The organism is Dorea acetigenes (genome assembly GCF_025567385.1).
GTDB lineage: Bacteria > Bacillota > Clostridia > Lachnospirales > Lachnospiraceae > Claveliimonas > Claveliimonas acetigenes.
In genome coordinates, this window is record NZ_JAOQJU010000030.1 from 1 (window position 1) to 22069 (window position 22069).

General features: G+C 39.2%; 20 protein-coding genes. 16 read left to right on the forward strand and 4 right to left on the reverse strand.

Annotated features, from left to right (window positions below; genetic code table 11):
• Positions 1-95 precede the first annotated feature (95 nt).
• The 14 genes from OCV99_RS15490 to OCV99_RS15555 all read left to right on the forward strand — a co-directional run bounded on the left by OCV99_RS15490 (position 96) and on the right by OCV99_RS15555 (position 18103).
• Complete coding sequence (locus tag OCV99_RS15490; protein ID WP_055650119.1) at positions 96-1088, forward strand: alpha/beta hydrolase family protein; 993 nt, start codon at positions 96-98, stop codon at positions 1086-1088.
• A 13-nt stretch (positions 1089-1101) separates the two neighbouring features.
• Positions 1102-2847, forward strand: a complete 1746-nt coding sequence (locus tag OCV99_RS15495; RefSeq protein ID WP_081034871.1) for a non-ribosomal peptide synthetase — start codon at positions 1102-1104, stop codon at positions 2845-2847.
• Positions 2848-2850: 3 nt separating this feature from the next.
• Positions 2851-6657, forward strand: a complete 3807-nt coding sequence (locus OCV99_RS15500) for an amino acid adenylation domain-containing protein (protein WP_055650117.1) — start codon at positions 2851-2853, stop codon at positions 6655-6657.
• On the forward strand, positions 6647-7672 hold the full coding sequence (locus tag OCV99_RS15505) for an NmrA family NAD(P)-binding protein (RefSeq protein WP_055222068.1): 1026 nt from the start codon (positions 6647-6649) through the stop codon (positions 7670-7672). The genes OCV99_RS15500 and OCV99_RS15505 overlap by 11 nt, the downstream gene beginning before the upstream one ends.
• Entirely contained in the window at positions 7669-8769 is a 1101-nt protein-coding gene (locus tag OCV99_RS15510; protein ID WP_055222066.1) for a Gfo/Idh/MocA family oxidoreductase, read from the forward strand. Before OCV99_RS15505 ends, OCV99_RS15510 begins: the two co-directional genes overlap by 4 nt.
• Positions 8762-9496 carry a class I SAM-dependent methyltransferase gene (locus tag OCV99_RS15515; protein WP_055222064.1) on the forward strand — a complete coding sequence of 245 codons (735 nt, stop codon included), beginning with the start codon at positions 8762-8764 and terminating at the stop codon, positions 9494-9496. Before OCV99_RS15510 ends, OCV99_RS15515 begins: the two co-directional genes overlap by 8 nt.
• A 299-nt stretch (positions 9497-9795) precedes the next feature.
• Complete coding sequence (locus OCV99_RS15520) at positions 9796-10761, forward strand: helix-turn-helix domain-containing protein (protein ID WP_015528443.1); 966 nt, start codon at positions 9796-9798, stop codon at positions 10759-10761.
• 130 nt (positions 10762-10891) lie between these two features.
• Positions 10892-11488: an MptD family putative ECF transporter S component gene (locus tag OCV99_RS15525; RefSeq protein WP_055222062.1), complete on the forward strand. Its 597-nt coding sequence runs from the start codon at positions 10892-10894 to the stop codon at positions 11486-11488.
• A complete protein-coding gene (locus OCV99_RS15530) occupies positions 11488-12240 on the forward strand; it encodes an energy-coupling factor transporter transmembrane component T (RefSeq protein ID WP_055222061.1) in 753 nt (250 codons plus the stop codon). The genes OCV99_RS15525 and OCV99_RS15530 overlap by 1 nt, the downstream gene beginning before the upstream one ends.
• Positions 12237-13703 (forward strand): ABC transporter ATP-binding protein, encoded by a 1467-nt coding sequence (locus OCV99_RS15535; RefSeq protein ID WP_158371764.1) that lies wholly within the window; start codon positions 12237-12239, stop codon positions 13701-13703. The genes OCV99_RS15530 and OCV99_RS15535 overlap by 4 nt, the downstream gene beginning before the upstream one ends.
• Positions 13704-13829: 126 nt before the next feature.
• Positions 13830-15614, forward strand: coding sequence for an ABC transporter ATP-binding protein (locus tag OCV99_RS15540; protein ID WP_015528446.1), 1785 nt, complete (start codon positions 13830-13832; stop codon positions 15612-15614).
• Complete coding sequence (locus OCV99_RS15545; RefSeq protein ID WP_055222059.1) at positions 15615-17363, forward strand: ABC transporter ATP-binding protein; 1749 nt, start codon at positions 15615-15617, stop codon at positions 17361-17363. It abuts the gene before it with no gap.
• A gap of 11 nt (positions 17364-17374) precedes the next feature.
• A complete protein-coding gene (locus OCV99_RS15550; RefSeq protein WP_015528448.1) occupies positions 17375-17743 on the forward strand; it encodes a metal-dependent transcriptional regulator in 369 nt (122 codons plus the stop codon).
• 123 nt (positions 17744-17866) lie between these two features.
• Complete coding sequence (locus OCV99_RS15555; RefSeq protein ID WP_015528449.1) at positions 17867-18103, forward strand: hypothetical protein; 237 nt, start codon at positions 17867-17869, stop codon at positions 18101-18103.
• Between the two features lie 15 nt (positions 18104-18118).
• Here OCV99_RS15555 and OCV99_RS15560 read toward each other — a convergent pair whose 3' ends face one another.
• Positions 18119-19498 (reverse strand): relaxase/mobilization nuclease domain-containing protein, encoded by a 1380-nt coding sequence (locus OCV99_RS15560; RefSeq protein ID WP_055222057.1) that lies wholly within the window; start codon positions 19496-19498, stop codon positions 18119-18121.
• A complete protein-coding gene (locus OCV99_RS15565) occupies positions 19465-19788 on the reverse strand; it encodes a MobC family plasmid mobilization relaxosome protein (RefSeq protein WP_055222055.1) in 324 nt (107 codons plus the stop codon). The genes OCV99_RS15560 and OCV99_RS15565 overlap by 34 nt, the downstream gene beginning before the upstream one ends.
• 249 nt (positions 19789-20037) lie before the next feature.
• Between OCV99_RS15565 and OCV99_RS15570 the strand changes: the two genes are divergently transcribed.
• A complete protein-coding gene (locus OCV99_RS15570; RefSeq protein WP_055222053.1) occupies positions 20038-20412 on the forward strand; it encodes an MmcQ/YjbR family DNA-binding protein in 375 nt (124 codons plus the stop codon).
• On the forward strand, positions 20409-20843 hold the full coding sequence (locus OCV99_RS15575; protein WP_024720755.1) for a flavodoxin family protein: 435 nt from the start codon (positions 20409-20411) through the stop codon (positions 20841-20843). The genes OCV99_RS15570 and OCV99_RS15575 overlap by 4 nt, the downstream gene beginning before the upstream one ends.
• Before the next feature lie 57 nt (positions 20844-20900).
• Here OCV99_RS15575 and OCV99_RS15580 read toward each other — a convergent pair whose 3' ends face one another.
• Complete coding sequence (locus tag OCV99_RS15580; RefSeq protein ID WP_005344265.1) at positions 20901-21101, reverse strand: helix-turn-helix transcriptional regulator; 201 nt, start codon at positions 21099-21101, stop codon at positions 20901-20903.
• Between the two features lie 56 nt (positions 21102-21157).
• Positions 21158-21889: a helix-turn-helix domain-containing protein gene (locus OCV99_RS15585; RefSeq protein ID WP_024720754.1), complete on the reverse strand. Its 732-nt coding sequence runs from the start codon at positions 21887-21889 to the stop codon at positions 21158-21160.
• Positions 21890-22069: the final 180 nt, after the last annotated feature.

Below are 22069 nucleotides of genomic sequence, written 5' to 3' on the forward strand. Positions count from 1 at the left end.
TGAAGCGGAAACGCGTTCAGTTACATCCGGAAAGACTGATCAGCTCTTAGCGGAATGCGTGGTCAGATGAGCCGGAATTTGCAGAGAATAAAAATATGTTTGTAAAAGAATTGGAAATTACTTTGGAAAATGGAATGAAAATTTCAGGAGAATTAGATTTGCCAGAAAGGCAAGGTCAATGGAAAACGATTATTTTATTTCATGGTTCCGGTCCATCTGATCGGCACGCTACAGTTGAATCCATGGGAGGTATAGTATCCCGTAATTTTGATTTATTGAGCGAAGGGTTTGTGAAAGCTAGATATGCGGTATTTCGTTATGATAAAAGAGAAAATTATGATATAGAAATAATTATTCGGGATGCCAGAGAGGTAACGAGATTTGTTTCTGGCTTGTCTGAAGTGGAAGGAATTCTGTTTTATGGATGGAGTGAAGGAGTACGAGTTTGTACAACTTTAGTTTCAGATTTTCCGAATGTGCAGGCTTTGATTCTTCAGTCGGGTATTGCAGAAGGATGGAGTTCCTATTTCTCTTATATATTGCGCGAACTTACAGTAGAAAAGTTGAAAGAGTTGGATAACAATAGTGATAGCATATTAGAAATTTCGGATTTTTTGAATTGCATACCGGACTCCACATCTATCTCTTTCTCTCTGTATTTACTTATTCTTGGTACGGATAAGGAGGGAAATATGAAATTTAATGAAGAACTTGATCCAGAAGGGAAAGGAAGATTCAGCATAATAGATAATTGGATACCATTGGCAGATGAAATAGTTGCAGATCCTACTACTTTAATTCGATTTGCTGAAAATGCTCCTGGAGAAACATGGGCAGGAATATTAGATGACATAAAAAAAATCCAATTACCTATTTTAGTACTTCATGGTTTGAATGACGGATGGATTTCTCCGGTAGAAGCTGTGCAAATAGCAAAGGCAGCAAGGAATAATGCAGATATAATTTTGTTTAAAGGGTTGGGACATTCACTTTCTAAGGTAAGTTCTCCATTAAAGGATGAAGGCGGTACTATAGAAGATGAGGTTATTGTGAGGGTCGTAAAATGGCTTAAAAAGAATGTGGAATAGTTGAGGAAAGGAAATGTATATGATGAACGATCGAGAGTTTTCTAATAGAAAGGAAACATTACATGGAGAATTTTATGAAAATGCATTGAAATATCCAGAGAGAATTGCGCTTATCTATGAAAATGAGAAAGTTTCTTATAAGATGTTGCGTTTATATGCGTTGCGTGCAGCAAACTATATGTGGCAAAGAGGAGTAAGAAGAAATGATAAGATTGTGGTTATATTGCCGAGAGGTATTGGACAAGTAGCTGCATTGTTAGGAATTCTTGCAATAGGTGCAGCGTATGTTCCGATTGCAATGAAGCAGCCGTTAGGACGTCGGAAAAAAATCATAGAAAATGTCAAGCCGGCTCTTGTATTGCAGGATGAAGCCTTTTTAGAAGAGAATCCATGGACTGGGTGTATTGAAAATAATTCAAAAGATACTGCCTATATTATTTATACATCGGGCTCTAGCGGAGAACCTAAAGGAGTAGAAATGAGTCATGTGGCTGCAATGAATACAATAGAAGAAATTTTACATATGTGGAATATTGGTGCGGAAGATTCCGTATTAAATATATCAGCATTTGATTTTGATTTGTCGGTTTTTGACATATTTGGTCTTTTAACTGTTGGAGGGACAATTGTTTTAATTGATGAAGACGACTTTAGAGATCCAGAAGTATGGAAAAATCTGATAGAGATTTATGGAATTACTATTTGGAATAGTGCCCCCGCGTTATTGGACATGTTTTTGATAATGGGGGAAAATAATCATTTTGGTAAATTGCGGTTGGCATTAGTGTCAGGGGACTGGATTCCTTTATATTTACCGGAGAAATGGTATAAAGTAACTTCAGTAAACTCGCAATTTGTAGCGTTGGGCGGAGCGACAGAAGGCGGAATTTGGTCCAACTATTATTGCGTTTCAAAAGTAGATAAATTGTGGAATTCTATTCCTTATGGGCAAGCATTACCAAAACAGAAATATAGGATTACGGATGAAAATTTTGTGGAGTGCGGAGTTGATATTCCTGGTGAATTGCAAATTGGAGGTGGAAGTCTGGCGAAAGGCTATATTAATGATGAAGAGCTAACAATGAAAAAGTTTATTACGGATGTAAAAGGGGAACGTTGGTATAGAACAGGAGATCGGGGAAGGCGATGGGCAGATGGAACGATAGAGTTTTTAGGGCGAATGGATACCCAAGTAAAGATACGTGGACATCGAATTGAGTTGGGAGAAATTGAAAGTGTATTAAAAAGTATTTCAAGAATAAAAGAAGCCGTAGTTGTTGCTCAGGGGGATAAATACCATAAAGAATTAGTTGCATTTTACTTGGGAGAGTACATTGCAGAGAGTGAAATAGAAGATTATCTTAAGATACATCTTCCTGAGTATTCTATACCGAATTCTATAAACAGATTAGAAAATTTTCCTCTTAATGCAAATGGAAAAGTTGATAGAAGAAGATTGGCAGAATATCAGAAAACTGATAGTGTGGAAATAATGTCTGACAAAGTATTAAATATTGTACTGATGATTTGGGAGGAGCTATTGAAAAATAAAGTGGCTGATTTGGATGAGAACCTTTTTAAGATAGGTGCAGACAGCTTGCTTGCGGCTAGATTTGTTGCGGCTATTAATGCTCGTTGCGGAATAGAGGTACGCATGAAAGAGGTCTTTATGAATCCATCAATTAACGCACTAACAAAATTGGTTGATAAGAGAAAAAATACAGATATAGCAGAATTTGTAGAAGAGGGGGAAATTTAAAAAATGCAGGACACGAAAAAAGTAGCAGGAGAATTATTAGTAGAGCTTGAAAAAAAAGGCGTTACTTTTGAAACTGTTGATGGAAAATTAAAATATAAAGATTCCAAAGGGAATTTTACAGAAAATTCTAAAGAGAAAGTTAAAAAATATAAAGAAGAAATAATTGAAATTTTGAAGAAAAAACAAACGATAGACGAGTTTATTACGGATAATGATTATGAAACTAATGTATATCCTTTGACTGATGTGCAAGCAGCCTATTTAGTTGGAAAAACAGAAGCTGTGAAGTGGGGTGGAATTGGATGTAAAGGATATATTGAGGTTGATTTTGGTTCCTACAGTGCAGAAGAACTATCAAGAGCTTGGAAAGTATTGGTAAATAGGCATGAAATGCTAAGAGCGAAAGTAACAGAGGTCGGATTTGAAATTTTAGAGAGAGATGAGATTGATTATGAAATTAAAATAGTAAATCTACAAAAAATGGCAGAGAGGGAAAAAGTAGATACTTTATCTAAGATTAGGGAAGATTTTAGTGAATATGTTTTTCATACGGAGGAACCTCCATTATTTAAAGTGCTAATAACGAAGCGTATAGAAGGAAATTTTTTCCATCTACTTGTTGATTTAATTGTTTCAGATTTTGCAAGTGTGCAACTTCTGATTTCTGAAATGGGAGAACTTTTGAAAGGAGCTTCATTAGAAAAAATAAGGTATAAGTTTTCAGATTATGCAATGTTCAATCAACAACGTAAAGGAAGTTTAAAATGGCATCAGGATAGAATGTATTGGTTAGAAAGACTGAAAAAATTGCCGGAGGCTCCAATTCTTCCACAAGATGGACGAGCCGCAGATAAGTGTGAAAATACATATGAATTTTATCGATTTCAGAAACATATTAATCAGTCTGACTGGAAACGTATAAAGGAAATTGCAGGAGAATACGGAGTAACAGTTTCATCGGTGCTTATTGGTATATACGCAGAAGTTATTTCAAGGTGGAGTTCGAATAAACATTTTACACTCAATTTACCAATTCAAAATAGACCAACTATCGGAAATAATACTAATTCCATAGTAGGAGACTTTACAGCAGTGAACTTGCTAGAAGTAAATGTAACTCAAAATATGAGTTTTATAGAAAGAGTCAAAGAAATTACAAAAAGATTGATGGAGGATTTAGAGCATAATTCTTTTTCTGGTGTCGAAGTGCTAAGAGAACTGAGTAAAGTGTCTGAAGAAAAGGAATTATTAATGCCGATCGTATTTACAGGGGTTTTGAAGACTGATGGCACTGTAGGCACTATTGAATATGGGTTTAGTCATACCCCTCAAGTATGGATTGATTGTCAGATAGTCGATGAGATAGATTCAGAAGATCAAGAAAAAGGCCTGATGATAAGCTGGGATACAAGAAAAGGTGCGATAAAAGAATCTATTGTAACGGAGATGTTTGAGTCTTTTACTGAAACAATAAGAATACTTGGAATAAAACATTCGGAAGAATGGAAGAATCCATTGGAAATTATAGTGCCAAGTGCGAGTAAGAAAAAAGTAATTTGCGAACGAAATAAAGGTATTACGAATCAATCTCGTATTCAACAGAGATTTGTTAAGTATGCGAAAAAGAATTCTAATAAAACTGCCGTAATAGATGCTGTTGAAACAGTGACATATGGAGAATTGTTGGAAAGAGCAGAATATATAGCAGGTTATTTAAGAAAAGAATTTGTGGAAAATAGAACTGGACTGGTTGCGATAAGAATGAAAAAATCTGTAAATCAAATTGCAGCAGTAATGGGTGTTTTGATTGCTGGATTTTCTTATTTACCTATTGATATAAAACAGCCATTGGCACGACAAGAAAAAATTTTATCAAAAGCAAATGTTATTGTGGAATTGGATGAGAAAAAAGTAAATATGATACTTCAGAATTTGGAATACCGATTAGAAAAGCATCCAGAATTCCAAAATCCTATTGCATATGTAATATTTACTTCTGGCTCTACAGGAGAGCCTAAAGGTGTAGTAATGTCACATACTGCGGCACAAAATACTCTTATATCTATTGAAAATATGTATAATATCTCGGAAGAGGATACAATCCTTGGTATTGCGGAACTGTCATTTGATCTTTCTGTATTTGATATATTTAGTGTATTGGGAGTTGGTGGAACATTAGTATTACCGAATCCAGAAAAAGGACCAGATGCATCCCATTGGGGCAGATTACTTAATGAATACAAAGTGACCTTGTGGAATAGTGTTCCAGCGCAGGCGGAAATGTTAGATGCTTTTGCGTCTAAATCGGAGAGTTATCCGACAGTTAGATTAGTACTGTTATCCGGAGATTGGATAAATACTAGTCTGCCAGGAAGACTAAGAAAGATTATGACCAACGCTCAAATGATTAGTTTGGGAGGCGCTACGGAAGGTGGGATTTGGTCTATATATCATGAAATTGATGAAATAGAAGAAAGGCCTACTATATTATATGGAAAAGCTTTGCTTGGACAGTGGATGGGAGTTGTAGACGAGGAATTGAGAATTTGTCCGGAATATGTTTCGGGGCAAATTGCCATAGGAGGATATTCTTTGGCAGAAGGCTATTTAGGAGATACAACATTAACAAAAGAAAAATTTGTTTATCTGGAAGAAGAAAAGAACAGGATTTATCTCACTGGAGATAATGGAAGATATGTAGAGAATGGCGACATTGAATTTTTAGGCAGATTAGATAATCAGGTAAAAATCAATGGGCATAGAATAGAAATTGCGGAAATAGAAAATGCAATACGTGGAATGCAAAATATTGAAGATTGTTGCGTGGTTTATAATCAAAGTATAGGGAAGGGTGTGCTGATAGCTTTTATAAAAAATAAAATATCGAGCATTTCCTATACGAAAGAAGAATACAGAAAGCAGTTAGCCTTTTTTTTGCCACCAGCAATGATTCCTTCAGAGTTTGTAAATGTAGAGAGGTTTCCACTTTCTACTAATGGCAAAATAGACAGAAAAGGACTGGCAGAGAGTATACAAAAGAACATCAAGGTAAAGCATAATGCAAAAGCAACTTTAATTTCGCAAAAGAAGGAATATGTAGAACTTGCTAAAAGTATCAAAAAAATCGTATGCTCTATTTCTGGAAATGATTATATTGATTATGAAGATAATTTATTAGAAAATGGACTTGATTCTTTGTTATTATCTCAGATTTCTGGGCGCATAGTTAATGACATACAAGAAGCACAAGGCATGAGATTTGATGAAATATTACGGGCATCGTTGACGATGCCAACAATTATGGGGATTGCTCAGTATATATCGGATTGTAAAAATCCTTCAAAAAATCAAATGCATAGTAATGCAGGAAATCAAACAAGAAATTCATATACTGTTGTATATATATTTGGGGATAACGAAAATGAAATAAGAGATGTTCTTATAGAAAAGTTGAGCGCTTCAAACATAAGTTGTAAGAGAGTGGGAGGGCAAGAAATAATTGAAAGATGTCATGAAGACATAAATGTTAAAAAGAAATATATTATTGCCTTTTCCGAAATGGCTTCTTTATGCATAACTAAGGCAAGTGAACTATTGGGGGAAAACATTATTATTAACCGCATTTTTTTAATAAATCCATCTAAAGCAAAAGAAAGTGATTTATATTTAGGAGATATAAGCATAATTGACGGAAATTCAGTTGCTATTAAATCTTGGGAAAAGGCTGTTTTAGGTAACGTTAGAGAATTTGAATCTAATAGTAATGACATTTTTGATATTATTATGAGGGAACTAGAAAATGATAAATAATCGCAGAATAATCTGTATTCTTGGCGGAACAGGTACTGTTGGTGTGACAGCGTGTAAGGTTTTAAGTAAGTTAGGCTATTCATTAAGAGTCAGTGTACGGAATATAGAAACAATAAAAGATACAGGAATGTATATGGCTCCCAACATCCAATTATTTGAACTTGATATTGATAAGGAAAGTAATATTGGAAAATTCTTTAAAGGAAGTGATTTGGTAATAGGAGCAATCGGACCTTCCGCAGACTATAGTGAAAAAATGTTACTTGGAGCAATGGCAGAGAATATTCCGTATGTTGACCCAGGAGGAATTCATTTAATTAGAAAAATGAGGAATTCTAGCATGAAAGGTACCGCTATAGTTGGTTCGGGAATATTTCCGGGGTTATCAGGATGGATGTTGTCTTCTGTGCTTAAAGAAGCTTTCAATGATGACTTAATAGAGATGATTATTGGAGGTGTCTATAATTTTTCAAAAGCTGCCGCAATCGATTATGTGGAAGAAATAAAAAGTTATAAAGCTGGAATTCCTATGGCATGTGTGCGAAATGGAAAAATTTTACCTGCTCAGAAAAGAAGTCCGCTGAATCTTCCAACAAGAATTTCGAAATTATCTATATTGCCATATGTTACAGAAGAAATTCAAGAAATTATACAAGGGAAATATATGCTTAATATTGATTCATATACGGCGGCACCTGTAAGTTTATTTTCAATAGTAAATAAGGCGCATTGTCAAAAAAAAGATTTAGTAAATGCATTAATGGGACAGAAAAATAGCAACCAAAAAGCTTTTATATGGGTAAGACAAAATAAAGGAAATGATAGTAGATGCATTTATTTTGAAGGAAAAAATCCGAGTGTTTTAACTGGCGAAATATTAGCGATTACTGCCAATGCAATATTTGAAATGCCTAGGAAGGATGGAATTTATACAATGGCAAGTTATCTTGAAAAATATCAAGTGTTAGATGAACTTAAAAAAATAGATAAGTTCAAATCAGAGGGAAAGATATGAAGAAAAAACAGATTTTAGTATGTGGAACAGGATTTGGGAAAATTTATTTGAAAGCTATTGCAGAAAGTAAAGAATATGAGCTTATGGGTATATTGGGAAAAGGAAGCGATAGATCCAGACTTCTTTCAAAGAATCTAAATGTGCCAATGTATACGGATATTAAAGAAATAAATCAAAATGTTGATGCAGCATGTGTAGTTGTACCTAATGCGGCTGGAGGTGGAAACGGTGCCAATATAGCTAAAAGTATACTTGCAAAAGGGATACCAACATTATTAGAACATCCTGCTCATGAGGTAGAAATTGTTAATTGTATAAGAGAATCCGGAAGTGCCGCTTTTATGTTGAATCCATTTTATCGGTATATCAAGCCAATTCGAGATTTTTTAGAGGCGGCACAAATAATAAGTAAACATGCTCATCTTATAAATGCATCCTTGGAATGCGCTATACATGTATTATATGATGGAATAGATATATTGGGGTGTGCGTTGGGAGGCTTATCTACATGGAAATTGGGAAATGTAGCAGAATCTTATACAACTTCTATGGCAGGAGGGGGTAACAGAGTTATTAGTGGTATAATTGGAATGGTTCCGGTAACATTTATAGTGAATACCAATGTGGATCGTAACGATATAGACCATCCATTACATTTATATCATAGAATAGAATTGACATTTTCCACAGGGCGGCTCTGTCTGGTCAATACCCATGGTCCGGTAATATGGCTTCCTTTCTTGCATATGCCAAGAGATGAATATGGAACACTAAGTATTAATGTAGAAGAGGAAGTAAATATACCCTCTGGTGTTACTATAGGAAATGTAATGTTACCATCAGTAAAAGAAACGTTTGAACAAATATGGCCGGATGCAGTAAAGAAAGCTTTAGAGATTTTATTTAAGCAAAATAGAACAGAAAAAATGTCCATGGCGCAATATCAAATATATGTATCAAAATTATGGTCTGAAATATGTCAGAAAGTGGGCTATATGAATATCGTTGATTATGACAATTTTGGTGACATAAAAAATATATTTTATGATTTGGAAAAAAGACATTTAATAAAAAAGGAGAATGACGGGATTGAATGAAATTGAGAATGTATACGGAGAGACAGTAGAATTTTATGATTTATCAGCTCTTTCACAGATAGGGAACAAAAAAATTGTTTTAAACAAATTTGCTGATATGGTTAAGGATTTAGATGGAATCATTTTGGATATAGGTGCAGGAACTGGAAAAACAACAATAGAGATGGCTAATATGATATGTGATAAAGAAATAATTGCTTTAGAACCATCGGCTTATATGAGAACAGCGTTTATGGCAAGATTAATGGAGCATAATGAAGTTAAAGAGAGAATTTCTCTATTGCCGATAGATGTAGGTAAATATTCATTTCGAGATAAAATAAGTGGTGTAATGTGCATGGGAGTACTTGGACATTTAAAAAGGGATGAACAAGAAAAATTATTGTATAAATTAGATAAAAATTTGAATATAAATGTCCCAATCCTGATAGAACTTTTAGAACCGAAATTTCTTGTTGCGCCAGTAGGAAGTAGAATATCGGTGGCTACTCAAGGAAGATTGCGCTATGAGACGTATATTACTGATATAAAGCAAGTGGGGATGGATCAATGGACATGGAGATTGACCTATAAAGTTTTTTGTGGTAAAAACATAGTTAGTACTGTAGATAGCCTAATGTCGTGGAATTATCAGAGTGTGGAAAAAATTTTAAACCAATTGACAAAAATGCACTTTAGAACAGCTAAATTATCAGAAACATTATTACTTGCAATAAAAGCACGATAAATATGAACTTCAGATAAAATTAACTCTCGAACTGTCAGGTGTTCCTAAAATGCCATATTTATAAGATAATTTAGCGATGTGCAGGGAGAACAATGAGAATTAATATTAAATTGTCAGTACAATGGGTTTTAAAAGTGACTTTATCGTCTTGTGAGATGCAGAAAGAAATGGAAGTAAGTGAAGTTTGTAATTTACATTAAGTAGTGTCTGCTTTTTACATGATTACAAAATTTGACTTTTTACTTTGGAAGTTGTAAAATTTAATTAGTCTTATCTAACTTCGGGAGGAATGCTTGTACATGACAAACCAATACATGAATAATCTTTATCGTGATCTGCTCTCTAATTCACCGCAGACAATAACCATAGATATTCCAGCAGACATGGGGACAGGGCAGATTTTACAGGTGGTCACGAAACAGGGAGCAGTTGTTTCGGACTGGAAAATGAATTATTTTTCAGATATGAACGTGCAGGGAGTGAGTAGCGAAGAATACATTCAAATGTTGTTCTGCTTCAATGATGGTGTTTCCTGGAATATTGCAGATAGCCGACAAAGTATCAGCATACAAAAAGGTGAGTCCTGTATTTATCGTGGGCACGGGAAAATGGAATATCTGTGCTATTCCAAACAAAACGATTTCCTTTTCAAAAATGTAAAAGTACCACTGTCGTATTTCCGTAAAATTATGAATGACTATTTTGATGTTGGTGAGATTGAGGTTTATCAGAAAAAACTATTGGAAGGTATATCAAAAGTAGGTATTACTCCCTATATGGAGCACATTTTTGCGGAACTGAAAGACTTCACGCAATATCGCGGCGGATTGGGATACCTGTTTTTGGAAAGCAAAGTTTTTGAGTTGTTATCTGTATATTTGAGTGAGATTTTGGAACTGAGTATTCTTGCGTCAACTTATATAGCAATTTCCAGAAGTGACCGAGAATCCATCATAGAAGCGAAGAGAATCATTGACAGTCAGCTTGCTTTGGCACCAAGTTGTGAGGAATTGGCGCGAAAAGTCAATATTAGTACTTCAAAATTGTCAAAGGGTTTTTCCTCGCTGTTTGGAACATCGGTTCATGCGTATATTATAGATCAGCGATTGGAAAAGGCGGCAAGTCTACTATTAGAAAGTAATTTGAACGTAAGTCAGGTGGCAGCATTTGTAGGCTATTCAAAACCGAGTAACTTTGCTGCGGCATTCAAAAAGAAGTATGGGGTAATTCCTAAAAACTATAAAACGGAAAATACGATTGGTTAAAAATAAAAAATACCGATTTTGGGTAGAATAAAACCGTTTTTGGGTTGGAAATGTAGGCGTAAATTGTTATTATATGTGGTGTAGTTAGAAAATGCTAACTACACCATTTTTTAGATAGGAGGATACTGGTATGAGTTCCCAGAAAAAAAGTTCCCGGCTTGAGGGAAAAGATTTAATTACTATCGGCATCTACACCGTCATCTATGTCGTCATTGTTATGCTGGTGGCGATGCTTGGCTTCATCCCCATTTTTATTCCGCTGATGGCGGTGCTGTGTCCTTTGATTGGCGGCATCCCCTATATGCTGTATGTTACAAAGGCTAAAAAATTCGGGATGACTGCAATCATGGGTTTCCTGATTGGCCTAATCATGGTGTTCTTCGGCAACGGCTATCTTACTATGGTAACTGGTCTTGTTGGCGGTCTGTTGGCTGACGTGATCCTGAAAAAGGCAGACTACAAAAGTGCAAAGAGTACAGTTCTTTCCTGCGGTGTGTTCAGCATCTGGGTGTTTGGCAACTTTGCTCCCATTTTCCTGAACCGTGAAAGCTATATGGTAATGCTGACTGAAGGATACGGCGCTGAATATGCAGCTACCCTTAATACATATATGCCTATGTGGATTGCGCCTATTTTGCTGGTTGCCTGCTTTGTGTTTGGCCTTGTCGGAGGTATGATTGGGAAAGTCATTTGCAAAAAGCACTTCCAGCGTGCCGGTATTGCATAATGGCGCGGGAAATTCTGCTCAGCAAAAAAACAGAACAAGGGTTGCGGCTCGATCCGCGTACAAAACTGTTGCTCATCTTCATCATAAGCATTTTTGTCATGGGTGGAACAGGCGGAGAAGCTATGGGACTGATCCGCCTTGTTCTTTGTGTGGTTCCGGCTATATTGCTGCTTACCTCGAAACAATGTGCAAAAGCTGTGGGCTATATTGCTGTGTTTTCTGTTTTTTATGCTGTCCAAATTTATGTTTTGCCGCACCTTACGGGGATATTGAATTTCCTTGTTTTGTTTACAATAGGATTCTTCTGCCGAATCCTTCCCAGTGTTGCGATTGCTGCCTATGCAGTGAAAACAACAACGGTCAGTGAATTGATTTCCGGCATGGAAAGAATCCATATGCCTAAAGAAGTGACGATCCCCTTAACGGTCATGTTCCGCTTCTTTCCAACTGTCTTTCAGGAGTCAGAAGCAATCAGTGACGCTATGAAAATGCGTGGGATTAAACTTGGAGGGAAAAAATCTTCAAAAATATTGGAGTATAAGCTGATCCCGATGATTACCTGCTCCGTGAAAATCGGTGAGGAACTTTCCGCTGCGGCAATTACCCGTGGCCTCGGCGCTCCTGTCAAACGCACAAACATTTGCCAGCTTAAATTCAATTTTGCCGATGTGGTGCTGATCTTGTTTTGTTGCTTTGTAGTGTTTTGGGCGATTGCTTCCCCGATAATTTCCGCAGGAGGGATTTTGCCATGATAGATTTTCAAAATGTTTCTTTTTCTTATGGTGAAGAATCCAGCGGCGGAGGGATTAGAAATGTCAATCTCACCATAAACACAGGGGAATTTGTTTTACTTACGGGAGAATCCGGCTGTGGGAAAACAACGATTACCCGTTTGGTAAACGGGCTGGTGCCTCATTATTACGAGGGCAAATTAGAGGGCGATGTCCTTCTGGACGGAAAAAGCGTATCAGATACGCCGCTTTATGACTTGGCTGCTATGGTGGGATCTGTATTCCAGAATCCCAAAAGTCAGTTTTTCAACGTGGATACGGATAGTGAATTAGCCTTTGCCTGTGAAAATTTAGGCTATCCTCAGGAGGATATCCTGAAAAGGATTGACCGGACAGTTTCCGATTATCATATTGAAGATTTGATGGGGCGAAGCGTGTTTGCTCTGTCCGGAGGCGAAAAGCAAAAAATAGCCTGTGCTTCATCAAGTGTATTGCTGCCGGGAATTATGGCCCTGGACGAACCATCTTCTAATTTGGATATGGCTGCTATTGATGACCTGCGGCAGGTCCTAAGCCTCTGGAAAAAGCAGGGCAAAACAATTCTGATCGCAGAACACCGCCTTTACTACCTTCACGATCTTGCAGATCGTGTGCTGTATGTAAAAGATGGGGAGATTGAACGGGAATACACGCCTGCTGAATTTGACAGCTTATCGGATGGCACTCGAAAAGAAATAGGGCTGCGGCCGTTTTCTCTCTCGAAGTTGAAGCCTGCGAATCAGTATCAGGCGCATACAGCTAAACAGATGGAATTTCAAAATTTCTGCTTTGCGTATAAAAAGCGGGAACCGGAAAGCCTCCATATTCCGAGTGCAGAACTGCCTGTTGGAGAAACGATTGCCATTATCGGTCTGAATGGCGCTGGAAAATCTACTCTGGCCCGCTGTATTTGCGGACTGGAAAAGAAGTGTGGCTTTTTGCAGGTTGAGGGGAAAACCCTTGATTGGAAAGCCCGGCTCAAACATTGCTACATGGTAATGCAGGATACCAGCCATCAGCTATTTACCGAAAGCGTGGCGGATGAAGTGCTTCTGAGCATGGACAACAAGGATGAAACTGTTGTGGATAAAATCCTTAAACAGTTTGATCTGCTGGAATATAAAGACAGGCACCCGCTTTCTCTTTCCGGCGGGCAAAAACAGCGGGTAGCGATCGCGTCTGCCATTGTGAGTAACCGGGAGATCATTGTGTTTGACGAACCAACAAGCGGGCTTGATCTCAAACATATGCGGGAAGTTGCGCGGAGTTTGAAGTCACTCGCGGATCAGGGCAAAACGCTTCTTGTTATTACGCATGATCCGGAGTTGGTGATGGCGGGATGTTCGTATGTAGTCCATATGGAAAAAGGGCAAGTAAAAGAAAGCTATCCATTGGACGAATCCGGCAGTAAAAAGGTTTTGGATTTTTTCCGAATCCGCCAGTGAATTTTAGAAATTATGAATGTCAGGGCCGCCTTGACTGGACAGAAAGATAATGATAAGAGGCCGCTTTACTTTGGCGGCCTCTTGTTTTTGAAGCACAGACAGTACGGCTCAATATAAGGAGGGCTTATGTTCAAAAAAATCTTTGAGTACGCAGGGCCATATAAGAAAAATATGTATGTGGCCACGGTTGTCGTACTGGTCAGCGTTCTTATGGGCATCCTGCCTTTTGTGCTGGCCTATCAGGTCATTTCGCCATTGGTTATGGGCGATTCTGTTGAAACAGAATTTGTTTTATTGCGTGTTATAGGGGTTTTGATCTGTCTTGTTTTGCAGGCGTTTTTTTATGGATGGGGATTATCAATTTCTCATAAAGCAGCATATAACACATTGTTCCGGCTGCGGGTATCTCTGCAAAAGAAGTTTGAGAAACTTCCCCTTGGCATTGTGGAGGAAAAAGGGACAGGGACAATCAAAAAGCTGTTTGTCGATGATGTGGACAGCTTGGAATTGCTCCTTGCTCATTCAGTCCCAGAGGGTATCGCAAATTTACTGATCCCGCTGGTGATTTATGTTGCTATGTTTTGTGCGGACTGGAAACTGGCTCTTATGTCTTTGGCCTCTATCCCGATCAGCCTGCTCTCCATGGTCATTATGTACTCTGTTGGAATGAAGCGCATGGGTCCCTACTATCAGTCTGCACAGAAAATGAACAACACGATCATTGAGTACATCAATGGTATGGAGGTTGTCAAGGTTTTCAACCGGGAGAGCGAATCTTACGAGAACTTCCGCAAGGATGTAACGGACTATCGGGATTATACCTTGGCATGGTATAAGGCCGCCTGGCCCTGGATGGCGATATACGGAAGTCTACTGCCCTGCACTGTTATTCTGACTTTGCCTCTTGGGGCATGGTTTGTTCTCTGTGGCATAAGCACTTTACCTGATTTGATTTTAGTCCTCTGCCTTTCCCTCAGCATTGGGATTCCTCTCCTGAAAGCACTGGGCTTTATGGAGACGATTCCGAATCTGAATTATAAGATCACGGCACTTGAACAGATGTTAAATACGGCACCGCTGCAAGCTGCTGAGGATGATTTCCACGGACAGGATTTTAACATTTCTTACGATCATGTTTCCTTTGCGTATCAGACGACACAGCCTGGCCCAGATGGGAAACCGATAATAGCGGAAAACGAAGTCCTCCACGATATTACCTTTGTGGCACAAGCAGGACAAAAAACTGCCCTAGTTGGTGAATCCGGTTCTGGCAAGAGCACCCTTGCAAAACTGTTGATCCACTACTATGACCCGCAGAAAGGGAGCATTTCCATTGGCGGGCAGAAACTTTGTGATATGAGCCTGGAGGCATTGAACAGCCGCATTTCCTATGTGGCTCAGGATCAGTACCTGTTTAACACCTCCCTGCTGGAAAATATCCGTCTTGGACGTTTGGATGCTACCGATGAGGAAGTAATGCAGGCGGCGAAGAAAGCCCGGTGTATGGAGTTTCTGGAAAAGCTGCCGCAAGGTATTCACTCCATGGCGGGCGATGCGGGGAAAATGCTTTCCGGGGGGCAGCGCCAGCGAATTTCCCTGGCGCGGGCAATATTGAAGGATGCCCCGATTGTAGTGCTTGACGAGGCCACGGCCTATGCTGATCCAGAAAATGAGGAAAAAATGGAGGCTGCTATTGCGGAGCTGGTGGAGGGAAAAACCTTGGTAGTTATCGCTCACAAACTTCCCGCTATAATGAACGCAGATCAAATATGCGTTATGGATCACGGAAAGATGGTGGCAACCGGAAAACATCAGGAGCTGATTCAAGCTTGCCCAGAATACCAAAAGTTGTGGAAAGCGGCTCAGGACAGCGCCGAGTGGAAAGTATCTACTGCAAAGGAGGGAAGATAAATGTTTGCATTGATTTCAAGAATCCTGAACCTCTCCGGGAGGTATAAAAGCCGTATTCAGGCTGCATTTCTATGTGCATTTGTCGAGTCCATTCTCTCCAAAATGCCGATCTTCATGGCGTTTATTGTCTTGGCCGGGTTTGCTGATAATACGCTGACTGGAAAGACCTGTCTGTTTGTCGGACTTGGATTATTAGCTGTTGTAGTGGTTCAGACAGTGGTTCACTATTTGAGCGACCGTCTGCAAAGTGCCGCTGGATTTATGATCTTTGCTGATAAACGGATGGAGTTGGGAAATCATTTAAGAAAAATGCCGATGGGTTACTTTACATCGGGGAATATTGGAAAAATCAGCTCTGTTCTCAGTACGGATATGGTATTCATTGAGGAAGTTTCTATGAGTACCATTGGCAACATGATGAGCTATATGCTGTCTACTTTGGTTTTAGCTGTTTTTATGTTCGTACTGGATTGGAGACTTGGGCTGATTGCGGTAATCATTACCTTGCTGGCATCACTGGTTGCAAAATATATGAATAAGGTTTCCTTCAAGGAGGCTGTCGGGCGTCAAAACCAAAGCGAGAATTTGACGGATGCGGTCTTGTCTTTTGCTGAAGGAATTGGGGTTATCAAAAGTTACAATCTGCTCGGAGAAAAATCTGACGAATTAACGGAAAACTTCAAAAAATCAAGGGATGTCAATACGAAGTTTGAGCAGAAAATGACACCGTGGACCACTGGCTTAAACATTCTCTATGGCGTGGGTATTGCCGCTATCTTCGATTTATCCGTTTTTTTACATCAGGAAGGCGTACTCTCCCTGGCTTATCTTTTGGGCGTGCTGCTGTTTGTCTTTGATCTCTTTGGACCTCTGAAAGCTCTTTATGGAGAAGCAACCCGACTGACCGTGATGAATGCCGCATTAGACCGCATTGAAGCTGTTTTGGACGAGCCCGAACTTCCCGATAACGGAAATCAACATATTCTGTCACAGGCACAGCCGGATCAGCCAGAAGTACAATTTAGCGATGTGGGCTTCGCCTATCAGGACAAGGAAGTCCTGCACAACATCAGCTTCTCTATGCAGAAGAATACCATGACCGCACTTGTGGGACCGTCTGGCGGTGGCAAATCCACGATTGCGAACCTTCTGGCGCGGCTGTGGGATGTGAAATCCGGCAAAGTGACAATCCGTGGTACAGATATTCGGGATGTACCTCTCGCCGAACTGATGGAACAGATCAGCATGGTTTTCCAGAGGGTGTACTTGTTCCAGGATACCATTTACAACAATATCAGCATGGGTAAACCGGACGCTACCGAGGAAGAAGTCTATGAGGCTGCAAAAAAAGCCCGCTGCTATGATTTTATCATGGCGCTGCCAGATGGATTCCAGACAGTCATCGGTGAAGGCGGCGCTACTCTGTCCGGCGGCGAAAAGCAAAGAATCTCTATCGCCCGATGCATTTTGAAGGACGCACCGATTGTCATTCTGGATGAAGCGACTGCAAGTGTTGATACCGATAATGAAAGCTATATCCAGGAGGCAATCAATGAGCTGGTAAAGGGTAAAACATTACTTGTGATTGCACATCGCCTGAATACCATCCGTCAGGCAGATCAGATTTTGGTGATCTCTGATGGACGGATCAGCGAACAGGGAACCCATGACGAGCTTATGGCAAAAGCCGGGATTTATCAGGATTTTGTAAATATCCGTAAAAAGGCTTCCGGCTGGAGCCTTGCATAAAGGAGGAACCGATGAAGATTCATGCGTCCGGGGAGGATTATCTGGAGGCTGTGCTGATTCTTCAAAAGAAGCAGGGTATGGTCCGATCCATTGATCTTGCCCGGCACATGGGATTCAGTAAACCGAGCATCAGCCATGCAGTAGGTGTGTTAAAGAATGGCGGTTTCCTGACTGTCGATGAAGATGGATACCTCAATCTGACTAATGCCGGGCGGGAGGTTGCCGAGAAAATTTATGAACGCCATCAGTTCTTTACGGAGCAGCTTGTAGCTGTCGGGGTTGATCGGGAAACTGCAGAAAGAGATGCCTGTCGGATAGAACATGTAATCAGTGAAGAAGCTTTTGAAAAATTGAAAACTTCGGTTGAAAAAAAGTATTAGTACAATGTTGATTCACCGAATCTTTTATGTTCATCATACTATAGAATTGTTGAGAAACGTGAAACAGGGTATGAAACTCGTATACTCAAAGACATTCAGAGTGGAATTACACTAGAAACACTTATGGCAAAAGGACATAGGAAAACGCCGGAAGAAAAAGCAGCTGTTGCGAAACAAAAGAGGAAACAGAGGCGAGCAAAACGGAAAAAAGAAGCAAGAGATAATCTGACCAAAGAAGAGATCTTGCAAGATGACCGATTTTTCTGTATTGCTGGTTATACCTCCGGAGGTGCACCGTATGGTGTCACCTGGGAGGAAAAGGATTTGAAACCTTGGGAAGATTTGGAAGAAAATGAGTGAGTTGCCAGTGCAATCTTATTTTTCTCTTGTGACAGAAACAGGTTCCTTTTTTGCCGGAAGTAAGTCTGAACTGATCTCTGGAGCATCGAGCAGTACAGTGAAATTTTGCTGAATGATCTCTAGGGTTTTCTGCTTTTTCTGCAATTCCTGTTTTTCCCGGACAGTAGCATCCTGTTCAGATTCAAGATTTTCAATCCGCTTCTGGATTTTATTAGAGCTTGGGATTTTGGTGATACCGAGATCCTGAAGCTCTTTTTTTAGTGAATCGTGGAGCTGGTATTCTGCCTGATGTTTGGTGCGGTATGCTTTTGGATTTTTAGCAGATTTACAATCTTCAATTACTTTACGACAAAGCCGGTAAGAATCGCAGTGTTTCTGAATGACTTTCTGCGTGCTCAGCTCACTGTTGATTTGTGCTATTCTTTGGTCGGCAACTTTCACAGAAGCTTCAATGTCAGATACATGCTGCCTGAAATCGTCATAATTCAGCAAGTTATTTTCGGAAAGATAGTTGAAGGTGCGGGCTGCCTCTTTTAGATTATTGAGCTTTGCCCATCGTTCAAATCCCTCTCGATTTCCAGTTGTGACATAAGTGGAGATATTGATATACAAGCGAGCTTCTCTGGACAGATGTCTTGGAGTTTTTACTTTGCTACGATTTTTAGCCAGACGGATGCGAACATTTTCTTCGGAATAATAGCTTCCGAGAGATTTCATATAAGTGAAGTTCTTCTGCTCCGGTGCACGGAAGGACAGGTGCTTTCCCTGCCGGACTTCATATCCGGCTAACTGCATCTTTTGCAGAAATTCCTCATAGTTGATGGAAGTCCAGATTGATTTATCAACTGCGACACGTAGCTTGGCTTTCCAACTGGTGCCACGATGATATTCCATGTTCTCTTTATAGCTTTTACCTTTTTCTCCGGTTGGCATGCTGGTGGCAAGTCCATTTTCATGGCAGATACGATTACTGATTCTGCAGAGTTTATGGTAGCTCCGCTTATTGGAAACATACTTGTGATGATCAACAAAGCTTGCAGCGTTGAAGATGATATGATTGTGAATATGATTTTTGTCAACGTGTGTGCTGATCACGTACTCATATTTTCCTTTCAGCACTTCGTCAGCAAATTGTTGACCTAAGCGATGGGCATTTTCGGCATCAACTTCTCCAGGTTTAAATGATTGGATCAGATGAAATGCCAGGTTATCGCCTTTATCCATTCCATTCTTTTTTGCCATTTCTCTTGTCATAGAAAATTCAAGATCTGCAGTTTCCGGGGAACAGCCAAAACTGGAAACTAACAGTTTTTCATCTGTCTTATCTGGATTTGTAATATAGTCCAGAGCTTTCTTGTCAGTTACCTTAATGGGAAAGATTTTAAGATACGCCATAATTCTTTCACCATCTCTTTCAATTCTTGCATTTCTTCTGGATATAGATCTCCGGTGGTATTTACCTTTTTTGCAATCTGGTTGATATTTACACCAATCTTGTGCATTTCCTCATACTGTTTCTTCAGTGGGGTGGTATCGGTGTTGACGATGTAACCGTCGATTGCCATCTTACGCAGATAAGCTCCCATGTTTTTGGTTTTTGATTCTATCATCTTCCTGCGTATAAGCTTCCTTTCTTCTTCGGTGACATAAAAATGGATTTCTTTGTTTCTCTTTCTTTCAGCCATTGGTGGGTTCTCCTTTCTGAGAGGACAGTAGTATCGTTGCTTTCAACGTTTTTCAATTTAGGGCAGGGTACCCTAAATTGGGATTTCCCGGAAGTGTATCCTCACTTCCTGTCCTTGCTGTTTTACCCCTCTATTAGTTAAAGTCAGGAGAACCGGGAAAATGCAAAAGAATTTGGCAGGTAGCACGGGAAGTGAAAATATGGTATGATTATGGGCAGGATATCAGGAGAATCAGGAGTTGAATAGATTGTGAAGAAAGAAGAAATTTTTGAATATGTGAAGAAACAGTATGGTACGATGCCGGAGTATTTATGGGCACAATCACCAGATAATGCTGTGTTGCGACATAAGAATGGAAAATGGTATGCTGTGGTCATGAGCGTTGAAAAATGCAAACTAGGATTAGAAGGAAATGAATTTGTCGATATTATGGATGTAAAATGTGATCCGGAAATGACAAGTATGATTATTCAGACCTTTGGATTTTTGCCAGGATACCATATGAACAAACAGCACTGGATCACAATTTTACTGGATGGTTCAGTCAGTGAAGCGAAGATATTGGACTTTTTGGATATGAGCTATGACCTGATTGACGGAGCAGACAGAAAGGAAGAAAAATGAGAACAGCGATAGTATACGCATCTGTGCATCATGGAAATACAGAAAAATTAGTAAAGAGGATCGCAGAAGAATGTCAGGTGGATTTGATTGATGCTGTGAAACAGCCAGATGCAGACCTGAGCAGTTATGATATGATTGGGTTTGCATCAGGAATCTATTTTTCAAAGTTTCATCAGTCGATATTGGAATTTGCAGAGAAGAATCTACCGGACGACAAAAAGATATTTCTGATCTGTACTTATGGCGGGAGTGCGAATTATAAAACCATAGAGCAGATTTTGGATAAAAGACATGCCAGTGTGGTTGGAAAATTTGGCTGTAAAGGGTATGACACATTCGGACCATTTAAACTGGTTGGAGGTATTGCTAAAGACCATCCGAATGAAGAAGATATGAAAAACGCAGCGGACTTCGTAAAAGGATTACACTGATTTTTGAGAAAAGGAAAACCGGGGATTTTACTCCTCGGTTTTCTGGCAGTTGTGTTTCTAGTCTTCAACCTGAAAAATATCTTCTACAGGCACTTTCAGGTAATGTGCCAGCCGGATTGCAATCTCAAGAGAGGGATTACGTTCTCCACGTTCGATGCGGCCTATAGTCTGGCTGCAGGAACCTATGGCTTCAGCCAAATCTGCTTGAATGAGATTCCGTTCTTCACGAATATCTTTTAGTGTATTATTGATTGCCATTCAATCACTTCCTTTGCTTATTGTTATCAGCAGGATCATGAACCTGCTGTTGAAATTTAATGGAATCCCGGAATTTCTGCACCTTTGCATTTCCCGATTACTTTTCCAAAAATCTTAAAAGAGTCAGATTCCAAAACCTGGATAGGACGATATTTTTGATTTAAAGAAATCAGATAAACACCATCTGGCTCATCGTGTAATTCCTTGATGTAAGTATTGCCGTTGAGATAGAAGATTCCAATTTCACCATTAGCAAGAGAATCTTTTTTCTGAATCCATGCAACATCGTCTGTATGATAAAGTGGCTCCATACTGTCACCGGAAATCCGTACACCAAAGTCAGTCTGCTCAGGAGCAAGGTGTCCTACATCATAGGTTTCTTTTACAGAATCCTCCAGATAATTTCCAGTACCAGCAGAAACTGGTTCCCAGGTAATTTCTACAGGATGATGGAATGGGATAATTTTTGCAGACAGTGGAGAAAACTTTTTAGAAGCTTTCAAAATATCAGCAAATTCAATCAATTTATTTCTGCCTTCTTCATTCAATCCACTCATAATGTTATATGGGTTTTCTCCAAAGAAGGATTCATATATATCTTCGATATCAAGTAACTGGCAAAGTGTCAGGAAAACATGTAAAGCTGGTTCTCGTGCATTGGTCTCCCATTTGGAGATTGCTTTTGTAGTGACCTGAATACCTTCCTGAGAAAGCAGGTCTACAAGATCTGATTGAGAGTATCCTTTCTTTTTTCTATTTTCTGCTAATATTTCCCCGAAATCACGCATTTGTTCGCCTCATTTCTATTTGAATTTTCTATATGCATTATACCGTATGTCAGAAATAAAATCAACAATAATCTCCGAAATGGAGAAAATACAACCAAGATGTTACTTGACTATCTCCGGAATGTCGATATATACTAAACATACAAAAATTGATAAGACATCATGTTGAAGGAAACAGCT